At 62.0% G+C, this 17,410-nt stretch carries 19 protein-coding genes and 1 pseudogene; 6 read left to right on the top strand and 14 right to left on the bottom strand.

Going from position 1 to position 17,410, the window contains the following annotated elements; genetic code table 11:
* Window positions 1-14 precede the first annotated feature (14 nt).
* Window positions 15-188 carry a hypothetical protein gene (locus tag IFT66_RS01665; protein WP_156461810.1) on the bottom strand — a complete coding sequence of 58 codons (174 nt, stop codon included), beginning with the start codon at window positions 186-188 and terminating at the stop codon, window positions 15-17.
* 655 nt (window positions 189-843) lie between these two features.
* Between IFT66_RS01665 and IFT66_RS01660 the strand changes: the two genes are divergently transcribed.
* Window positions 844-1,935 carry a DUF2336 domain-containing protein gene (locus IFT66_RS01660; RefSeq protein WP_192076620.1) on the top strand — a complete coding sequence of 364 codons (1,092 nt, stop codon included), beginning with the start codon at window positions 844-846 and terminating at the stop codon, window positions 1,933-1,935.
* 3 nt (window positions 1,936-1,938) lie between these two features.
* On the opposite strand, the gene IFT66_RS01655 is transcribed toward IFT66_RS01660, so the two are convergent.
* Window positions 1,939-2,289, bottom strand: coding sequence for a DUF1491 family protein (locus IFT66_RS01655; protein WP_092661659.1), 351 nt, complete (start codon window positions 2,287-2,289; stop codon window positions 1,939-1,941).
* A 146-nt stretch (window positions 2,290-2,435) separates the two neighbouring features.
* Between IFT66_RS01655 and IFT66_RS01650 the strand changes: the two genes are divergently transcribed.
* Entirely contained in the window at window positions 2,436-2,597 is a 162-nt protein-coding gene (locus IFT66_RS01650; protein ID WP_092662461.1) for a Thivi_2564 family membrane protein, read from the top strand.
* Window positions 2,598-2,628: 31 nt separating this feature from the next.
* Here IFT66_RS01650 and IFT66_RS01645 read toward each other — a convergent pair whose 3' ends face one another.
* On the bottom strand, window positions 2,629-3,810 hold the full coding sequence (locus tag IFT66_RS01645) for a peptidoglycan-binding domain-containing protein (RefSeq protein ID WP_192076619.1): 1,182 nt from the start codon (window positions 3,808-3,810) through the stop codon (window positions 2,629-2,631).
* The gene (locus IFT66_RS01640; protein ID WP_192076618.1) at window positions 3,782-5,389 is read right to left on the bottom strand and encodes a sensor histidine kinase; all 1,608 of its coding nucleotides are present in this window, start codon (window positions 5,387-5,389) and stop codon (window positions 3,782-3,784) included. Before IFT66_RS01640 ends, IFT66_RS01645 begins: the two co-directional genes overlap by 29 nt.
* Window positions 5,390-5,845: 456 nt before the next feature.
* On the opposite strand from IFT66_RS01640, the gene IFT66_RS01635 reads away from it, so the two are divergent.
* From IFT66_RS01635 to IFT66_RS01625, 3 genes are all read left to right on the top strand, one after another.
* On the top strand, window positions 5,846-6,283 hold the full coding sequence (locus tag IFT66_RS01635; RefSeq protein ID WP_192076617.1) for a DUF5330 domain-containing protein: 438 nt from the start codon (window positions 5,846-5,848) through the stop codon (window positions 6,281-6,283).
* 182 nt (window positions 6,284-6,465) lie between these two features.
* On the top strand, window positions 6,466-6,888 hold the full coding sequence (locus IFT66_RS01630) for a SufE family protein (protein WP_062453480.1): 423 nt from the start codon (window positions 6,466-6,468) through the stop codon (window positions 6,886-6,888).
* A 134-nt stretch (window positions 6,889-7,022) separates the two neighbouring features.
* Entirely contained in the window at window positions 7,023-8,039 is a 1,017-nt protein-coding gene (locus tag IFT66_RS01625) for an acyltransferase family protein (RefSeq protein ID WP_192076616.1), read from the top strand.
* Between the two features lie 5 nt (window positions 8,040-8,044).
* Here IFT66_RS01625 and IFT66_RS01620 read toward each other — a convergent pair whose 3' ends face one another.
* The 10 genes and pseudogenes from IFT66_RS01620 to IFT66_RS01575 form a co-directional block, all read right to left on the bottom strand.
* Window positions 8,045-8,812 carry a DUF6456 domain-containing protein gene (locus IFT66_RS01620; RefSeq protein ID WP_192076615.1) on the bottom strand — a complete coding sequence of 256 codons (768 nt, stop codon included), beginning with the start codon at window positions 8,810-8,812 and terminating at the stop codon, window positions 8,045-8,047.
* Between the two features lie 22 nt (window positions 8,813-8,834).
* Complete coding sequence (locus IFT66_RS23445; protein ID WP_082476152.1) at window positions 8,835-9,275, bottom strand: helix-turn-helix domain-containing protein; 441 nt, start codon at window positions 9,273-9,275, stop codon at window positions 8,835-8,837.
* Between the two features lie 209 nt (window positions 9,276-9,484).
* A complete protein-coding gene (locus IFT66_RS01610) occupies window positions 9,485-9,916 on the bottom strand; it encodes a MucR family transcriptional regulator (RefSeq protein ID WP_062453483.1) in 432 nt (143 codons plus the stop codon).
* Window positions 9,917-10,330: 414 nt separating this feature from the next.
* The gene (gene mnhG / locus IFT66_RS01605; RefSeq protein ID WP_175487268.1) at window positions 10,331-10,675 is read right to left on the bottom strand and encodes a monovalent cation/H(+) antiporter subunit G; all 345 of its coding nucleotides are present in this window, start codon (window positions 10,673-10,675) and stop codon (window positions 10,331-10,333) included.
* Complete coding sequence (locus IFT66_RS01600; protein ID WP_425503217.1) at window positions 10,672-10,965, bottom strand: cation:proton antiporter; 294 nt, start codon at window positions 10,963-10,965, stop codon at window positions 10,672-10,674. The genes mnhG and IFT66_RS01600 overlap by 4 nt, the downstream gene beginning before the upstream one ends.
* Before the next feature lie 56 nt (window positions 10,966-11,021).
* Window positions 11,022-11,495 (bottom strand): Na+/H+ antiporter subunit E, encoded by a 474-nt coding sequence (locus IFT66_RS01595; protein WP_062453485.1) that lies wholly within the window; start codon window positions 11,493-11,495, stop codon window positions 11,022-11,024.
* On the bottom strand, window positions 11,492-13,108 hold the full coding sequence (locus IFT66_RS01590; RefSeq protein WP_192076614.1) for a Na+/H+ antiporter subunit D: 1,617 nt from the start codon (window positions 13,106-13,108) through the stop codon (window positions 11,492-11,494). The genes IFT66_RS01595 and IFT66_RS01590 overlap by 4 nt, the downstream gene beginning before the upstream one ends.
* A gap of 9 nt (window positions 13,109-13,117) precedes the next feature.
* Window positions 13,118-13,495, bottom strand: a complete 378-nt coding sequence (locus tag IFT66_RS01585) for a Na+/H+ antiporter subunit C (protein ID WP_062453487.1) — start codon at window positions 13,493-13,495, stop codon at window positions 13,118-13,120.
* A gap of 134 nt (window positions 13,496-13,629) precedes the next feature.
* Window positions 13,630-14,037 (bottom strand): annotated as a pseudogene (locus IFT66_RS01580) (Na+/H+ antiporter subunit B); the annotation flags it as partial.
* Between the two features lie 295 nt (window positions 14,038-14,332).
* Window positions 14,333-16,780: a putative monovalent cation/H+ antiporter subunit A gene (locus IFT66_RS01575; protein WP_192076613.1), complete on the bottom strand. Its 2,448-nt coding sequence runs from the start codon at window positions 16,778-16,780 to the stop codon at window positions 14,333-14,335.
* A gap of 173 nt (window positions 16,781-16,953) precedes the next feature.
* Between IFT66_RS01575 and msrB the strand changes: the two genes are divergently transcribed.
* Complete coding sequence (gene msrB, locus IFT66_RS01570) at window positions 16,954-17,364, top strand: peptide-methionine (R)-S-oxide reductase MsrB (protein ID WP_192076612.1); 411 nt, start codon at window positions 16,954-16,956, stop codon at window positions 17,362-17,364.
* Window positions 17,365-17,410: the final 46 nt, after the last annotated feature.

Raw genomic sequence — 17,410 nt, 5'->3', positions numbered from 1 at the left:
CGTTTCGTACCGGCCTACTCGGCGCGGACGGCGTGGTTTTCGGCCTTGCGGTCCATCCGGTCGTCGAAACGCTCGTAGCGCACGCCGGTAAACAGCACCACTTCGCCGGGATCGGCTTCGCCGATGCGGATCTGCGGCTTGCGGCCATGCTGGTCACGCCATTTGTTCAGTATCACGATCTCTGCCATGCTCGTCTCCGTGACTTTACGAATTCGAGACGGATGAAGACGAAGATATCTCACCCTGCCCTTTCGGGGCTGACGCGACCTGCCTGATACGGCAGGAACATCCGCGTCCTTCTCGTCAGAGCGCCCAATCGCGGCGCAGCGACATTACCTTAGAAAAGCGACCTCACGGTCGTTATGCGAGCCTTCGGGCCATCTACCCAGTCTTACGGGCTTTCAGGGTGCCCCGACGCTTATAAAACCGGATGCTACGGCCCGGTTACAGACCAATACAGCCAGACGTGGATTAACAGTGAGTTAATTCTAATATGGCAGTTGATATCGACGTATGCTGGTATCAGGCTGATGAACGCCAAAACGGCATCTTTGTTCACCGCGTCATTCAAACTTCACAGTCTTCGAACGGCACGATTTTGTCGTTTTCGAGCGGTCATCGGTGCGCCAAAACGAGCCGCTTTCACTGACCGTTAACCCTCAAAGCGTTAGCATCTGGTAAACCAAGGCGAAACCGACGGGCGCGGCGCGAGAGACAGCTGCATCCGGCGGAATATGCTCCGGGGAGTTCCCCAGGCACAGGTAGATGAGATGCACCGGGGCGCGTGTTTACCCCGGCGGCATCACGCGTTTCGGACATGTATTGCGTAGATGAGAGTTGCCCGTGACCAACGAGTTTCGAGACCTTGAGAGGCCACAAGCCATGCGAAAAAAGGATGTGGTGTTGATGGCCACCGTCACGAGCTTCGAAAGCCTGTCGCGTCCTTCCCGCTCCGAACTGAGACAGTTCGCCGAGCTGTTCGCACCGCTGTTTGCCGCCTCTTCGGAAGAAGCCCGCCGCGATGCGGTGGCAGCCCTTTCGCAATCACCCGCCATTCCGCCGGCCGTCGCCTTTTTCATCGGAAGCCAGCCGATCGCGGTCGCCGCACCCTTCCTGATTGCCTCGCCCTGCCTTTCCAACGATGCGCTGATCACCATCGCCCGCAGCCAGGGCGTCAACCACGCCCGCGCGATCGCCAAGCGCGAAAGCCTGTCGCCGATCGTCATCGATGCGCTGGTCGGCATGCGCTATGATACGATCGCAAGGCCGATCACCGAACGGCGCGAGCTTGCCGCTGCGGCAATCGACGCGATGTCGGCCGTGGTCGAGAAGCCGTCGGACACACCGATCGAAACTGCAAAGAGCGACGACGACTTTCTGCTGCCCGAGGAAGCCCGGGCTGCCCGCGAGGAGGAGCTGCGCCGCCGCATCAAGCTTCTTGCCGGCCATATGGAACGCCAGAGCGACGACCGGCAGGGTCTGCGGCAGCTCAGCGAAACGCATGCCGCCCTTCTCGTCCGATTTGCCCGTGCCCGCGAGGCGACGTTGTTTGCCGGCGTTCTGGCAGACGCGCTGTCGGCCAGCCGCTGGCTCGCACAACGGATCATGCTCGATATCTCCGGCCAGCAACTGGCGACGACGCTCAAGGGTCTGTTCATGGACGAAGCGGAAGCCGTCTTCGTGCTGGAAAGGTTCTACGGTCACCTCGCACACGAACAGCTTGACGGTGCAAGCCGGGCGACGGCCATGTGGCTGGTTCTCGATATCGACGAATGCGGACGAAGGCTCGAAGCCTGGCGCCGCGCCGACGGCTATACCTATGCGGAGCGACCGGTTGCGCAACCCGTCGAGGCCCCTGCCCCCCACGCGACCGAAGAGGCCGAGCGGCCATTCCGTACATCGGCCAGCATGAGACGCGCCGGCCGCGGCCGGTAAGGCCTATCGAGCATCGGCGCTGACGACCTCGATCAGGTCGCCGATCTCGTCAACCTCGATCTCGACCACCCAGAGATCCGGATCGAAGCGCTTTTCGCGATCGATCGTCTCGCGCACCGTATCGGGCTCTGCCCGCACCAGACGCCGTTCGAACTTGCGCCCGCCATCGTCCTCGTCGTCAAAGAAGTTTTGCGGTGCCGGCGCATAAAGCGTTTCGGTGCCATCGCGAAAGCGTTGGCGGATGAAGATGGCACCAGCCTCCTCGGCACCCTTTTTCTCAACCGCTGCGTAGTCGCCCATGGCAAAGACGCGGCGGGTCAGGGCGGAGACAAATATGTGGGTTTTAAGGCGCATTGCAGCGTCATAGCGGCTGCGGACGGTATCGTTAAGCGAAAATAATCAAAAGAAAGTGAGGGTAAAGGCTTGGCAACCCTTTCCTTTTGGCACCGCTGTCATATTTCCCACCCCACTACCGCATTTTTGCCAAAAAGGAGTGGGCCTTGAGCGTTCTTATCAGCATTCTGATCACCTTCCTCGTGATCGTCCTCGTACTTTATCTTGTCGCGCGCCTGCCGCTCGAAGCACGGATCAAGCAGATCATCCAGGTTATCGTTCTGATCATCGGCATCATCGCGCTGCTGAAGTATCTGGCCGTATTCTAACAACCGACCCGGCGCGCTTGCGGCTTCAGGCTTAGAGCGCGCCGATCGCCTTCAGTTTCTTCAAGACCGCTTCGCTTGGTTCACCGGTCTCCGGCAAGCGGTAATGCTTTTCGAAACGGCGTATCGCCGCCTTCGTCTGTGCACCGGCAACCCCATCCACTTCGACATCCGAATAGGCAATGTTCTGCAGCCCGCGCTGGATCTGCAGCACGAGCTTCGGCGCCGGGATATCCGCCGTCATGACGGCGTTCGACTTCGCGACCGCGGGCGACGGACGCAATCCGCCAGTCGGAATATCCGCGGGCGGGATGCGGATCTGGCCCGACCGCGAACCTGCGGTTTCGGACGAGCGGATCGCCGCCGCCACCGGGTCTTCACTCTTCAGACTGATATTTTCGGCCGGCCGGTTCGCAGGCACCGTCTTCGGCTGCGCCATCGGCTTTGGCTGCACGCGGGCCGTCTCGTCAGCCGCGGGTTTTGCAACGACCGATGGCTGGGGTACGGGGACATGCACGGCAGCGCTCGAGGGCGAGCCGGTCGAGGGCTTGCGTTCCGCCTTCAGCGCCGCCAGCAGATCGCTGCCGGCCTCGCCGGATTGCGGCAGCCCCATGCGCTGCTGATACAGCACGATGGCCGACTGGGTGCGCGGACCCGTAACGCCGTCATCGGCCCCGTCATAGAGACCGCGCTTCGTCAGCTCACGCTGGATTTCGGCAACCAGCTCACGATCCTCGTCGGAACCGGGGACCGGCGGTGCTGCGGTGATGAGCGTCGTGATCGGATCGACAGCGGGAGCCTGCATGGGTGCCGGCATTGGTGCCGCTTGGACAGCGGTCTGCTCGGCAGGCTGTTCGACCGGTTCGATAACGGGCTTGGCATCGCCGGACCGTTCGATGCGGAACGTGGTGACGTCTTCTGCTGGCATGCGCTTGTAGGGCCGGTAGCCGGCGATGGCATTTGGGTCTTTCGGATCGCGTGTGGCAAGCAAGGGCGACGGATGTCCGCCCGGCTGATACCAGAGCGCATTGGCGGCGACGAAACTGAACAGAACGACAAAGCCTGCCGCGCCCAACACAGGACGCGGATGGCGTGTCAGGACGCCGCCCACGACGCCACGAACAAGCCCCCCCGTCGCGCTCACCGCGCGAAGGGCAAGCGCCGGCCGTTTTGCCGGTTTGCGCCTCTCAGGCGATTTTCGCTTTCGCGGGGCCATCGGTAAAATCCTCTTCGTCCATCATGGTCGTAAGTATTTCGGGGGCGATGTGGGCTTGCTGCTTATTCGTGCCTGGCTTGTTGGATATCATGAGGCGCGGCGGAAATTCCACCCTCTCCTCACCGTCATCCACGGCTGCGCCTTCGATGCCGGACCCATCGGCTGGCAGGGCGATCGTGACGACGGTACCCTCGCCGAGACGGCTTTCGATCGTGAAGCGGCCGCCGTGCAGGGCGATCAGGCCCTTGACCAGCGACAGGCCGAGGCCTGTGCCTTCATACTGGCGGCTCAAATCGTTTTCGATCTGCGTAAACGGCTGGCCAATCGTCGCAAGCTTGTCTGCGGCGATGCCGATACCGGTATCGCTGACCGTGATCACCAGCTTGCCGGCCACAACGGTGGCATCGATCGAGACGACGCCGCCAGCCGGCGTGAACTTGATGGCGTTGCCGGCAAGGTTGATCAGGACCTGCTGCAGCGCGCGACGGTCGGCCACCACTTCGGCAAGGTTGCGGTTGGTGCGCGCCGTCAGCGTGACGCCCTTTTCGCGAGCCGAGTGATCGAGCATCGCACGGCAGGCTTCGACCGCTTCGCTGATATGGAAGGGTTCGGCGAGCAGCTCGTAACGGCCGGCCTCGATCTTCGACATGTCGAGCATGGTGGTGACGACCGACAGGAGGTGGCCGCCCGACTGGCGGATGAGGCCGACATATTCACGCTGGCGGTCATTGGCGAGCTTGCCGAAATATTCGCCGGCCAGAACATCGGAAAAGCCGAGGATCGCATTGAGCGGGGTTCGCAGCTCGTGGCTGACGGCGGCGAGGAAGCGCGACTTCGCCTCATGGGCCGACTGCGCCTCGATCGTGCGATTTTCGGCTTCGACCCGCAGGCGCTCTTCGGCACTGCGATCGAGCGCCTGGACGAAGATCTGGACCAGATCGCCTTCGCCGTCGCGGATGGCCGACATGTCGAACGACATATGCAGGAACTGCCGGCCGCCGACGGCGCTGAAGGGACGTTCGACACGGATGTCGACGATTGCGTTGCGGCCACCCTGGCGCAGCGTATCGACGGCCTGAAGAAGCGCCAGACGATCGGACACATGGACGATTTCGGCCAGCATTTCGCCAAGGCCGGCTTTCAGCTTGTCCGGGAATGCGGCGTGGTCGCGACCGCCGAGCTTGACCACCCGTCCCTGCGGATCGACGACGAGGGCGAGGCCGGGGCAGGCATGAAAGGCGATATCATCGACGGCTGGCGCGTTGGCGACCGGCCGGACGACATTGCGGGGCCATGCAAAGGCAAGCGCTGCGAGAATCAGGAAGAGCGCCGAAACGACGGTTGCGCCAAGCGGCAGAGCCAGTGCCGGCTTCATAAAGAAGGAGAGAAGAGCCGGCACGGCAACGAAGGCGACGCCACCGCAAAAGGCAAGCCGGCGCAGCGACGCGACGGCCGCGGCAGAGACGGTTTCGCCCTCGCCGATGCGTCGCAGCCAACGGGATGCAGCCCCGTCAACCAGCAGAACCGCCCTCTCGGCAATGTCACTCAATACGCGCACGCAAAACCTACTCAGTCTCATATTCGAGGCTTCACAATAGGGCTCGTGCGCTTAAGGAAACTATAAAGACAGGCTTCCGCAGCCCCGTCCAGGGCCCCGTTTTCCGGCTTTGGCACACATCCACGGCTTGTTTTCTGATTGTGGTTAACAGGGCGTAAGCGTCGGAATTGGTTTGATTTTTCCTGATACATTAACCATTGGGGCATATCGGCGGACCGACAACCCTTGGCGCGTGGGCGGGCCGCCCCATTTATGCTTAATCCGGTTTGTTAAAATTGTCCGGAAGCATCCGTCCACCCCGCCGCCCGAGCAAGGAAAGGTCGCATTTTAATCGAATTTGCCGAAAACCCGAGCGAACCCGTCAAAGCGATGTTCGCTCCCCGCGGCTAGATTGACGCCAAGACCGGAACAGGCAAGCCAGACGACTGGAGCTTAGCCGGCACGCCCGAAAACGGGCAAAACAGGTGGACCAAGACGATGTGGTTTCTGATCAAGGGAAGTGTGTTCTTCGCAGCCGTGCTGGTGGTGCTGTCCTATTTAAGTGCCGAACCGGCCTCCGATGACGCCAACATTTCGCCGCTCCAGGTGGCCGATGCGGTGTCTGCCGCAAGCGGCGCCTATCAGTATATCAGTGCGATCTGCAGCGAACGTCCCGAAGTCTGCGAAAAGGGCGCCGACACGCTTGCCGTGCTTGGTGTCCGCGCCAAGGAAGGTGCCCGTGTCGCCTACGAGCTTCTCGACAAGCAGTTCGGCGACGGCCAGCCGAAGCTTGCCATGAAGGCCGACCCAGAAGCCACCCCGATGCCATCAGGTTCGCTTTCCGACATCAGCATCGAGCCCCCCCGCGGCGAGCAGGTTGCGACCGGCACGATCCCCCGCAACATTCCGGTGCCGCTCAAGCGCCCGACGCTCTGAGCGCTTCTCCAACGAAATTCAAAGCTTGCACCGGGTCTCGTGCCACGGTTCCCGGTGCCGGACTGCCTTAACTCTCATCAGCCTGTTGCTGACGCCGTGAGGACCAACATCCTCACGGCGATTTTTTTGCTTTAATCGAGGCTGTGACCGCCTATATGAAGGCGCAAACGGGACCGCACGCCATGGCCAGCATCGAACAGATCATCGACGATTTTGCCTATCTCGAAGAGTGGGAGGACCGCTATCGCTATGTGATCGAACTCGGCAAGGCCATGCCCGACCTTTCCGACGACAAGAAGACTGCGGAAAACAAGGTACAGGGCTGCGCCAGCCAGGTCTGGGTCGTCAGCCACGGCAGCGATGACAGCGCCGACCCCGTGATGACGTTCGAGGGCGACAGCGATGCGCATATCGTGCGCGGGCTCGTCGCAATCGTGCTGTCGGTCTATTCCGGCAAGCATGCGTCTGAAATCGCCTCCACGGATGCGATCGAGGTGTTCGACAAGATTGGCCTTGTGGAGCATCTTTCGGCACAGCGCGCGAATGGCCTGCGCTCGATGGTCAAGCGCATCCGTCAGGAAGCGGTGATCATGCAGGCCGCCTGATCAAGACACGGATTTCCGGTATTAACCCTGTCGCACGATAGTAGTCCCGCTCACCCGGACGTGAAGGACTGCCGATCCTCGTTGTTATACTGATGCTCTACTCGCTTGTTTAAAAGCAACCACAGGGCAGCAGGATGCAGGACCAGGCAAACCGTATCGCATACCTGGACGGATGGCGCGGCATCGCGATCCTGTTCGTGATCGCCGACCATTTCTCAGGCGGGCTTCTGCCCTTCGGTTCACTCGGCGTCGAACTCTTCTTCGTCTTGAGCGGACGGCTGATGGCCGATATTCTGCTCGTCCGCAAGATCGACATTCCGACCTTCTTCCAGCGTCGGTTCTCCCGCATCTATCCGGCGCTCCTGGTGTTTGCCACGGCGATGCTCGCCGTGTCCGTCGTCGGCGGGCTTGCTGGCGCGCCGCTGCATCTCCTGCTGGAGCCTTCCGCCTATCTTGCGGCGATCACCTTCACCACGAACTATTACGAGGCCTGGACCCACACGTCGTCGGTGCTGGGGCATGTCTGGTCGCTGTCGGTCGAGGAACACAGTTATGTTCTGCTCGCCCTTCTCGTCGTCATCGTCATCCGCAATGCGAGGGCTGCGGCTTTCGTCAGCCTGGCAATTGCCATCGCCGCAATGGCAAACGGTGCGATCCGCACCAGTCTTGCCGAACCGGGCGCCATGAGCGTGTACTGGCTGAGCGATGTGCGGATGGCCTCGATCTTTGCGTCGGTGGCGCTGTTTGTGCTAATCGACAAGGTTCGCGTCCCGGCTGCAGCTCCCATTGTCGCCGCCATCCTGGGTCTGTCGCTGTGGATCCTGCCGGCGCCGGATATGGCCCGCTATACGGTCGGGACGCTGCTTCTCGCCTTTGCCATCAACACGATCGATTTGGCGCCAAAGGCAGCGCTCGGCGCCCTGTCGTTCCAGCCGCTCGCCATGATCGGCATCTGGTCCTATTCGCTCTATCTGTGGAAGCAGCCCTTTTACAAGGTGGCAGAGATCGCTCCCTGGTGGGCGACGCCTATCCTCGTCGCCGCGATGTTTGTGGCAACGCTTGTGAGCTTCTACGGGGTGGAGCAGCCGGCCCGGAAATACATCAACGGCCTCAACCTGTTTCGCAGGCGCCAGGCCATAGCTGCGGTCTGACGTTGTCAGAGGATCGGCCGGTAATCGTCTGCTCCCCAACTGTGGCTGCGGCGGCGGGGATCCGGCCGCGGCGGATCGTAGTGCCGGCCGAGTGCGAGAAGCGCGGTGCGCAGCATCAGCTTGGCGGAGCGTGCCGGCCATTGCCGCTCCCGTTCGACCAGTTCGAGCCCTTTCGAAAAGCAGCAGACGTCGACTGCGACGCCCGACAGTTCCGGTCCCATCGCCTCCACGGCCGCACCAAACCGGCGTCGTGCGTCAAGGGCGCTGCCGGCCACATCCGCCTGTCCGCCGCGGCCGCCATCGGCACGGCTGGACAGGCGCGGCTCCCACGAGGCGGTGATCTTCGGCTGCAGCTGGCCGCGGGTGAAATCGGCAAGCAGCCGCTCGCCCGCCTCGACGGCGGCTGATGGCAGGAAGGCCGACCCGTCCCTGTCCTTCAGCCTTGCGACAGTGCCGAGCGGCGATTCGGCGAGATTGCGGCGGACCGTCTGGCGTGTGCCCTCCACCACCAGCCCGACCCGTTCGATCTCGCCATGCTGAGCGGCAAACCCCTCCTCCTCCCGTTCCACCATCGCCCGGCGCAGATAGGACATGGCCTCAGCCGACGCCGAAAGCCGGCCATCCTGCTGGACAGCAAGGCCGAGCGACACGGCCTGGTGCACGAGGTCGCGACCATGCGCCGTCTCGACATCCGAGATCGCGCCGTCGTTTTTCAAAAGCTGGCGCAGCAAGCGCACAAGACGCAGACGCTCTTTGCTCTTTTCATCCTTCATCGACCCGTCTCCTCTTTCAGCCTCAGCCCTCATCCGCTTCACCGAAGACGGAGGTGACCATCCGTTCGACGGCGGAAACGAAATCGTCAAAGGCCGGGTTGTCGCGACGGTCCTCGACCAGATGGCAGGCATGGGCGACGGTCGAGCGCTCCCGGCCGAAGCTTGCGGCGATGTCATCGACCGAGATCGACAGCGCCACGTGGCAGACATACATGGCGATCTGGCGGGAATGGGCGGCAAGCCTTCGGCGGTCGCGCCGGACCATGACCCGGTCTCCGAAGAGGAACACCATTTCCGAGACGAGCTGAAACACGATCAGGCATGTGGGTTTCGGCTTTCGACCGATTCGAAGCGTTACCCCGGAAGGCGTGGATGCGCCGGCGGCCATCCGTGCGGTGGAACGGCCGGAAACGCTGAGGCTGGGCGAAACGGGTATTGCCCCGGCGGACGGTTCGGCAGGCATGACAGCTCCTCCACTTCTAGGAATTAATTCACATACGGTAGCGGAGGAAGAGACGGATGGAAATACGAAATGCACCCTAGCGGTCGCCATCCGAGCTAAGCATCAGGAATCTAATTATGATTTTTTTCCTATCTCTAGACAACAAAAACCGGGCATGCGCCCGGTTCTCTTGATTGGAAGTGTTACTGCTGCCGTCTGTTAAAGGCTGATCAAGCCTTGGCGCGCTTGCGGCGCTGGCCGAGGCCCATTTCCTTTGCAAGACGCGAGCGGGCTTCCGCATAGGCGGGAGCGACCATCGGATAGTCGGACGGCAGGCCCCACTTTTCGCGGTATTCTTCCGGCGTCATGTTGTAATGGGTCATGAGGTGTCGCTTCAGCGACTTGAACTTCATGCCGTCTTCCAGGCAGATCAGGTAATCGTCCTCGATGGACTTCTTGATCGGGACCGGAGGCTTCGGCTTTTCAACCACGGCCACGACGGGCGTCGGCGATGCCGTGCCACTCAGTGCCGTATGAACGTCGGCAATCAGTCCTGAAAGGTCGCCGACCGGAACGACGTGGTTGCTCACATAGGCAGCCACGATATCTGCTGTCAGTTCCACCAGCAGGTCCGGGCCTTTGCCCAATGCGATTTCTGTCATTTTCGTCTCCTGTTCGTAATTCGCGGACGGTTGCGAGAGCCGACCAACACCCGCATCCTGCAGAACCACGATGGCATCCCACTGCCCGCACACTGTCCGAAGACTGAAACCTACCCCTAAGTTTCGCGTGCGAAGCCGATCATAAATACCACCGGACATTGTTTACTTCGGACAATTCCCGCATAGGCACACAATTCTGAGACATATTGTGCGTTTTACACGAGAAATAATCCGCAAGAGAACAATTTCAGGGTTCTACTGCACCTGAATTAGCATCCGGACCCCCAAAATCCAACTGCGAAATCTAGTAATGCCGATCGAATTCTGATGGTAAAGCCGGGGGAAGACCTGATAACTGATAGTGTATCGAAAAAAGACGCCTTTATGACGGGCTTATAGCTCGAATTGCGGCCTCTATATTGATTCTTCGTGCGCTTTCATCTCATCGTGGAGCGAATGTTCGCTCATCGGATAGCCGGCGCGGCGGGCAGCGACGGCCAGAAGATGCGCCGAAACCGGGGCCGTCAGGACGAAGAACAGAAAGCCTGCAATTGCGCGGGCAAGGACCGGCAGATCCCCGGCATAGACCCCGACAGCGAGCAGCAGCAGACCCGAACCGACCGTGCCGGCCTTCGAGGCTGCGTGCATGCGGGTATAGAGATCCGGCAGCCGGTTGATGCCGATTGCGGCAATCAGCGAAAAGCAGGCGCCGGCGAGGACGAGGACGGAGACGACAAGCGCGACGACGAGATCCATCAGCGTTTCCTCCTTTGCACGCGTGTCTTGCCGGATGTCGCTGGATCTTTCGCGGCATCGGTGACGCGCGGCATGATGAAGCGGGCAAAGGCGACGGTCGACAGGAAGCCGACGAGGCCGAGCGCGATGGCAATATCGATATAGAGGTTGAAGCCGGTTCGGATGGCAATCAGCGCGATAAAGCCGATGACGATGCCGACCAGCATGTCGAGCGCAAGCACACGGTCCGGCAGCGTCGGTCCCGCCACCACCCGCCGGATGGTCAACAGGAACGCGACCGACAGGACCGCCATGGCAATCCAGGTGGAGACAGACAGGATCGTCGCGGCCAGCGACGGATCGGACACGGTCATTCGAATGCCTCCAGGATCTTGCGCTCGAAGCCATCCGCGATTTCCCGCTTGGTCGCGTCGATATCGGAGGCGTCAAGCGCGTGCACGAAGAGGAACTTGCGGTCGGCCGAGACATCCACCGACAGCGTGCCCGGCGTGAGCGTGATGAGGTTGGCAAGCAGCGTGATCTCGAAATCGCGGCTGACCGTCAACGGAAAGGCGAAAATTCCGGGTTTGACGTCGAGCCTCGGTCTCGTGACAAGGACCGCAACCTTCCAGGCCGACATCGCCAGTTCCCTGATAAACAGGACGAGGAGCGAGAGCATCCGGCCTATCCGCATCTTACGGCTGGCGCGGTCGATCTCGCCACGCACGACCCAGAGCGCGAGCGCTGCGACGGCAAAGCCGAACACAAGGTTGAGGATGGTGGCGCTGCCCGTGATCGCCACCCAGATGACGGCAAAGACGCAAGCGCGGATGAATGACGTCATCTTATGCCTCCCGACGGCAGGGCGTCCGGAAAGACCGAACGGATATAGGCGGACGGGCCGGCAAGTCCCTCGGCGGCCGATTGCGTCAGCGACAGAAGATGTTCCGGAAACAGACCGAAACCGGCGAGCAGCAGAACAAGCGCGCCAAGCGGTAGCGAAAGACGCCAGTCGCCGCGAACTGCGGTCTGTCGCTCAAGGCCGGCTTCCGGACCGAGCCCCTGCCGCCAGTAGGCGAGAAGCACGATCCGGCCAAGCGTGAGGGTGACGAGAAAGGAAGAGACGAGAATGGCGGCGGCAAGCCACCATGCGTTGATGTCCATCGCGGCTTTCAGAAGCATGATCTTCGGCCACAGACCCGACAGCGGCGGCAGGCCGGCGACGGCGAGGAACACGAGAAGCGACACCGCCGTGAAACCCGGCGACGACCGGTAGAGCCCGCCGAGCGTATGCAGCGACCAGCGGTTTGCTTGGTTTTCGTCCCCGGAAAGCAGGCTTGCGCGGCGGGCCGCCTCGCCGACCACGAGATAGAGCGCCGTCATCGCCACCATCGAATGCAGCGCATAAAAGATAGCGCCGGAAATGGCGGCCGGAGACCCGATCGCCACGCCCGCCAGCATGTTGCCGATGCCGGCGATGACAAGGTAGCCGGCAAGTTTGCGGATATCGCTCTGCGCCAGCGCACCCAGGGCACCCGTTATCAGTGTCAGAATGGCGAGTGTGGCGATGGCGGGGCTCAGCACCTCTCGCTCCACCGGCAGAAGCATGACCGTGACGCGGATCAGCGCGTAGATGCCAACCTTGGTGAGGAGCGCGCCGAACAGCGCCGACACGACGATGCGCGGCGTGTGATAGGAGGCGGGCAGCCAGAAGTTGAGCGGAAAGGCTGCCGCCTTCATGGCAAAGGCAAAGGTAAACAGCGCCGTCAGCGTGACGAGCGGTGCCGTGCCCGAGAGGTCGCCGGCCTTCAGCGCAATATCGGCCATGTTGAGCGTGCCGAACAGCGAATAAAGATACCCGACCGAGATCAGGAACAGCGTCGTGGCGATCAGGTTCAGAACCGCGTATTTGAGCGCGCCATCGATCTGTCCGGGTCGTGATCCCAGGATCAGAAGGCCGAACGAGGAAATCAGCAGGACCTCGAACCAGACATAGAGGTTGAAGATGTCGCCGGTGAGGAAGGCACCCGAGACGCCCGCCATCAGCAGCATCAGGAAGGGATAAAAACCGTAGCGCCGTCCGGAGCCATCGATATCCCTGAGCGCGAAGATGCCGGCGGCGAGTGCCACGAGCGAGGCCGTCAGTGCCATCGTGGCACCGAACAGATCGGCCGTGAAGGCGATGCCGAACGGTGGCAGCCAGCGGCCCATGACCATCGTCACCGGGCCGTTCTCGATCACCCGCAAAAGAAGGCTTCCATCGACGAGGACGAGCAGAAGCAGCGCTGCAATGGCGATCGCGCCGTGGAGGCGGACGGACTTGCGCACCATCAGGAGAATTGCGCCGGCGCCGATCATCAGCACGACGGGCAGGATCACCAGCCAGTCGCCGAGCGGCGGCGGGGTGAGGACCAGGGCGGCTGCGAGATCAACGGGGGATGTTGCGGGGGATGCCATCAAACGTCCTCAATATCCCATCGGCGGCGATGGTTCGTCGCGGGGTTCCGCCAGTCGCATCTCGTCGGAATTGTCGCTGCCGAGATCCTGAAAAGCGCGGTAGGTGAGCACGAGGAGAAAAGCGAAGAACGAAAACGAAATCACGATAGCCGTCAGGATCAGCGCCTGCGGCAGCGGGTTGGCGGCGGTATGGGACAGCGTGTCTGCGCCCGCCGGAATGATCGCCGGGACCGAACGCGTCAGGCCGCCGGCGGTAAACAGCAGCAGGTTGACGCCATTGCCGAGCAGCACGACGCCAAGGAGAATACGGACGGTGAATTTCGACAGCATGAGATAGATCGCGGCCGAAAAGAACAGGCCGATCAGGATCGCGAGCGGCGTTTCCATCAGCGTTTTCCTCCCGATTTGCGGCGCTTCTTCTTCGTTACCGGATCTGGCGCGCCCTCTCTTGCGGAGGCAGCCGTTTCGGCGCGCCGCGACGTCGTGCCGCGCAATGCCGGAGCGGGAAACTCAGGACCGGGTTCCTGTTCCAGCGCCAGCACGATCGAGGTGATGGCGCCGAGCACGACGAGGTAAACGCCGAGATCGAAGGATATGACCGTCGACAGCGGAATGTCCGTGCCGAACAGGCTCGGCGTGATCCACAGCCCGGTCATGAAGGGCACGCCGGCAAAGATCGACACGAGGCCCGACAGCATGGCGATCAGTAGTCCTGCCCCGGCGATTGCCATCGGATGAAAGCGCAAGGCCCGGCGCACCGCACCGGTGCCGAACGCAATCCCGTAGATCGCCAGACCCGACACCGCGATCAGACCGCCGATAAATCCGCCGCCCGGCTCGTTATGGCCGCGCAACAGAACAAAGACCGAAAAGAGCAGCGTCAGTGCAGTGACGACCGGGGCGACGGTGCGAAGAATGATGGTGTTCATGGCAGGGCCACCTGTTCGAAGCTTTCTGTCACCCGCCGCTCGTTCCTGTGGTTCAGCCTTGCCGTATTCCCGTGGCCCAGCCGTCCAGCACGACTGCGCTCCGCCCTGCCAGCGCGACGTTGCTCCACACTCCCCTCATTCCTGTGCCTGTCACAGAAATCCAGCGCACCCAAGTCCTTGGGTGCGGGAGAGGTGGTCGCGCGAGACGCGTCATTCACGGCGCAGACGCGCCGGGGCTGGGTTCCTGTGACAAGCACAGGAATGAGGGACGTTGGGGGAAGTGTCCGGGCTTTGATCATCGGCCTGGTCTCCCGGTCGATGGTTTGGCCTGCGGGGCTTTGGTGGTCGGGGCTTTGGCCGCTGTCTTTCCGTTCGGGATAGCGGTCGCCGTCCGTTTCGCGCCCCCTGCCCCAAGTTCCGTCTTCGTCCCGGCCCGGACCCGGACGAGCGCCAGAACCGCGAGGCCGGTGATCATGACGACGGCGATTTCGCCCAGCGTGTCGACGCCGCGGAAGTCGACGATGATGACGTTCACGACGTTGGCGCCGTGGGCGATGACCTTGGAATAGGCGTTGAAGAAATCCGTCAGCGCGTTGTCGAACGGCGTCTCCACGGATTTGAGCAGCAGCAGCGTAAAGCCGGTGCCGCAGGCGAGCGCTATCGTGCCGTCGAACAGGCGCTGGAGGAGCGGCCGGTGATCGGACGGCGTCAGACGGAGGCGCGTCATGACCAGCGCCAGGATGACGACCGAGAGCGTTTCGACCATGAACTGGGTGAACGACAGATCCGGCGCGCCAAACAGGAGGAAGAGAACGGCGATGGCAAAGCCCTGGATGCCGAGCGCGACGATTGCCGTCAGCCGGTCGGCCGCGCGCAGGACCGCCGCAACACCGATCACGGCAATGCCGAGAAACACCCATTCGTGCAGGGCAACGGTCTGCGGGAACGCCGGCATGGCCGGGAATTCATTGAACAGGAAGGGTGGTACCAGCAGGGTAAGCGCCAAAAGGATGAAGGTGGCGGTGACATAGATTTCCAGCCGGCCGGGCTGGAGAATGCGGGTCAAGACGACTGACAGGCGTATCAGGCCTTGAACCGCATGGTCGAAACCGCGATCGGGCCCGGGACCGAGCGCATCGAACAGTCTTCGCATCAACCCGCGTGCCGTCTCCAACTGCCACAGGACCAGACCCGCAAGAATCAGGGTGAGGACCGAGAGGAGAAGCGGCAGACCGAGATGCGGCACGGTGGAGATGTCGATGACCGTGTTTTCATGCAGCACGGCGCTTGCCATGGGTGTTGAAAAATACTGGTGCGCGGTGCCCGAGAAAACGCCCGCGAAAAGTCCGAGCAGCGCGAGAACGACGGGGCCGAGCCACAGGCCCCATGGCCCTTCATGGACGGGCCCAAGATCCGGGCGGTTTGGACCGAGAAAAGGTTTGAAACCGATCGCCAGCGCCAGCGCTCCCATCAGCGCGTTGCCGATGACGGCGAGGCAGAGAAAGAAGATCGCTCGCGGATTGCCGTCGACGAGCGCCAGATAGATCTCTTCCTTGGCGAGAAATCCGAAGAACAGCGGCAGGCCGGCCATGGAGAGGGCCGCAAGCGCTGCCGCTGCAAAGGTAACGGGCATCGCCTTGCGCAGGCCGCCGAGTTTCGAGATCTCGCGCGTGCCCGTCTCGTGGTCGATGGCGCCGGCCACCATGAACAGCGCGCCTTTGAACAGCGAATGGGCGATGAGATAAAGCACCGCAGCCTCGATCGCATGGTCGGAGCCGAACCCGGTCAGCATCACCATGAGGCCGAGCGAGGCCATCGTCGTGTAGGCGAGCATCATCTTGAGGTCGGTCTGCCTCAACCCGAGAAGCGCGCCGGAGATCAGCGTGATGCCGCCGAAGAAGGGAAGCAGGATTTCCCAGGCGGGCGTATCGCCGAGAACCGGCTGCAGCCGCATCAGGAGATAGACGCCGGCCTTCACCATGGTTGCGGAATGCAGGTAGGCCGAGACGGGCGTCGGCGCCTGCATGGCGTTGGGCAGCCAGAAATGGAACGGAAACTGAGCCGATTTGGTAAAGCAGCCGGCGAGAACCAGAAGAAGAATGGCGAAATACTGGGGGCTGGCGCTGAGCGGTAGACCCGAATGCAGAAGAAGCGACAGCTGGGTGATGCCGGTGACGTTCCAGAGGAGAACAAGGCCGGCCAGAAGCGCCAACCCGCCGCCGCCGGTGACGACCAGCGCCTGCAGCGCAGCCCTTCGTGCCTCTGCCCGGTCGTGATCGAAGCCGATCAGCAGAAAGGAGGCGATCGAGGTCAGTTCCCAATAGACGAACAGCATGAGAAAACTGTCGGAGACGACCAATCCCAGCATGGCACCCATGAAGAACAGGATGAAGGCGAGGAAGCGGCCCTGCTGTTGGTGGCCCTTCATGTAGGCGCCGGAATACAGCACGATCAGCGTGCCGATGCCGGTGATCAGCAGCGCGAAGGTGAGCGACAGGCCGTCGAGAAACCAGGAGAAGGACAGGTTGAAACTCGGCACCCAGACATAGCCGCCCGTGGCAGATTCTCCGGCGGCAATTTCCGGAAGGAAGCTCAGGAAATGCAGGCATGCCAAGGCGGGTGCGAGTGCGAGAACAAGCGCTGCGCGATGGCCCATCAGGCGCGAGAGCATGGGGGCAAGAAGTGCTGCAAGAAACGGCAGCATGAGTGCCGCGAAGGTCAATGCCGGCGTGGTGGCGGCCATGGTCCCCTCCCGTTGAGTATCCTCGCAAATCCCTGCCGAGCGGCAGCGCCCCACGGTTTCTAAGGGAAACCCGTCTGTCCCTCAAGCATTGACGGGCAAGAAACACGCCACCGTGACCTTTATCGACAGGCTGAACGCACCTATCTAAGTCTTACAATGAAAGGATGGATCCGATGTCCGACGTGATCACCAACAAAGTTCAGAAGACAGATGCAGAATGGCGCGAAGAGCTGACGCCCGAGCAGTATCAGATCCTGCGCCAGGCGGGCACGGAGCGTCCCTTTACCGGGCCGTACTGGAACGCCAAGGATAAAGGCATATACAGCTGCGCCGGTTGCGGCACGGATCTGTTCGTGTCGGATACGAAGTTCGACGCCGGCTGCGGCTGGCCGAGCTATTTCGAGGCCGTCAGCCCGGATGCGGTCACCGAACTGCGCGACACCACGCATGGCATGGTGCGCACCGAAGTCCGCTGCGCCACCTGCAACGGCCATCTCGGCCACGTCTTCCCCGACGGCCCGCCACCGACCGGCCTGCGCTACTGCATCAACGGCCACTCCATGAATTTCCGCCCGGCGGATTAGTCAGCGGGACGGATGTCACCAAAGTACCGACTTGAAATTGACAGCG

The sequence above is a fragment of the Rhizobium sp. CFBP 13726 genome (assembly GCF_014841925.1).
GTDB lineage: Bacteria > Pseudomonadota > Alphaproteobacteria > Rhizobiales > Rhizobiaceae > Neorhizobium > Neorhizobium soli.
Note: the sequence above shows the minus strand (reverse complement) of the source record. Positions and strands in the feature narration are given on the sequence as shown.

What these genes read in the sequence shown, in the direction of transcription:
- IFT66_RS01665 (WP_156461810.1), bottom strand. Translation starts at nt 188, where the DNA reads ATGGCAGAGATCGTGATACTGAACAAATGGCGTGACCAGCATGGCCGC.
- IFT66_RS01585 (WP_062453487.1), bottom strand. Translation starts at nt 13,495, where the DNA reads ATGGAAACGCCGCTCGCGATCCTGATCGGCCTGTTCTTTTCGGCCGCG.
- IFT66_RS01635 (WP_192076617.1), top strand. Translation starts at nt 5,846, where the DNA reads ATGTGGTTTCTGATCAAGGGAAGTGTGTTCTTCGCAGCCGTGCTGGTG.
- IFT66_RS23445 (WP_082476152.1), bottom strand. Translation starts at nt 9,275, where the DNA reads ATGCCTGCCGAACCGTCCGCCGGGGCAATACCCGTTTCGCCCAGCCTC.
- IFT66_RS01600 (WP_425503217.1), bottom strand. Translation starts at nt 10,965, where the DNA reads ATGGCGGTCCTGTCGGTCGCGTTCCTGTTGACCATCCGGCGGGTGGTG.
- IFT66_RS01575 (WP_192076613.1), bottom strand. Translation starts at nt 16,780, where the DNA reads ATGGCCGCCACCACGCCGGCATTGACCTTCGCGGCACTCATGCTGCCG.
- IFT66_RS01620 (WP_192076615.1), bottom strand. Translation starts at nt 8,812, where the DNA reads ATGAAGGATGAAAAGAGCAAAGAGCGTCTGCGTCTTGTGCGCTTGCTG.
- msrB (WP_192076612.1), top strand. Translation starts at nt 16,954, where the DNA reads ATGTCCGACGTGATCACCAACAAAGTTCAGAAGACAGATGCAGAATGG.
- IFT66_RS01610 (WP_062453483.1), bottom strand. Translation starts at nt 9,916, where the DNA reads ATGACAGAAATCGCATTGGGCAAAGGCCCGGACCTGCTGGTGGAACTG.
- IFT66_RS01590 (WP_192076614.1), bottom strand. Translation starts at nt 13,108, where the DNA reads ATGGCATCCCCCGCAACATCCCCCGTTGATCTCGCAGCCGCCCTGGTC.
- IFT66_RS01645 (WP_192076619.1), bottom strand. Translation starts at nt 3,810, where the DNA reads ATGGCCCCGCGAAAGCGAAAATCGCCTGAGAGGCGCAAACCGGCAAAA.
- IFT66_RS01595 (WP_062453485.1), bottom strand. Translation starts at nt 11,495, where the DNA reads ATGACGTCATTCATCCGCGCTTGCGTCTTTGCCGTCATCTGGGTGGCG.
- IFT66_RS01630 (WP_062453480.1), top strand. Translation starts at nt 6,466, where the DNA reads ATGGCCAGCATCGAACAGATCATCGACGATTTTGCCTATCTCGAAGAG.
- IFT66_RS01640 (WP_192076618.1), bottom strand. Translation starts at nt 5,389, where the DNA reads ATGAGACTGAGTAGGTTTTGCGTGCGCGTATTGAGTGACATTGCCGAG.
- IFT66_RS01625 (WP_192076616.1), top strand. Translation starts at nt 7,023, where the DNA reads ATGCAGGACCAGGCAAACCGTATCGCATACCTGGACGGATGGCGCGGC.
- IFT66_RS01655 (WP_092661659.1), bottom strand. Translation starts at nt 2,289, where the DNA reads ATGCGCCTTAAAACCCACATATTTGTCTCCGCCCTGACCCGCCGCGTC.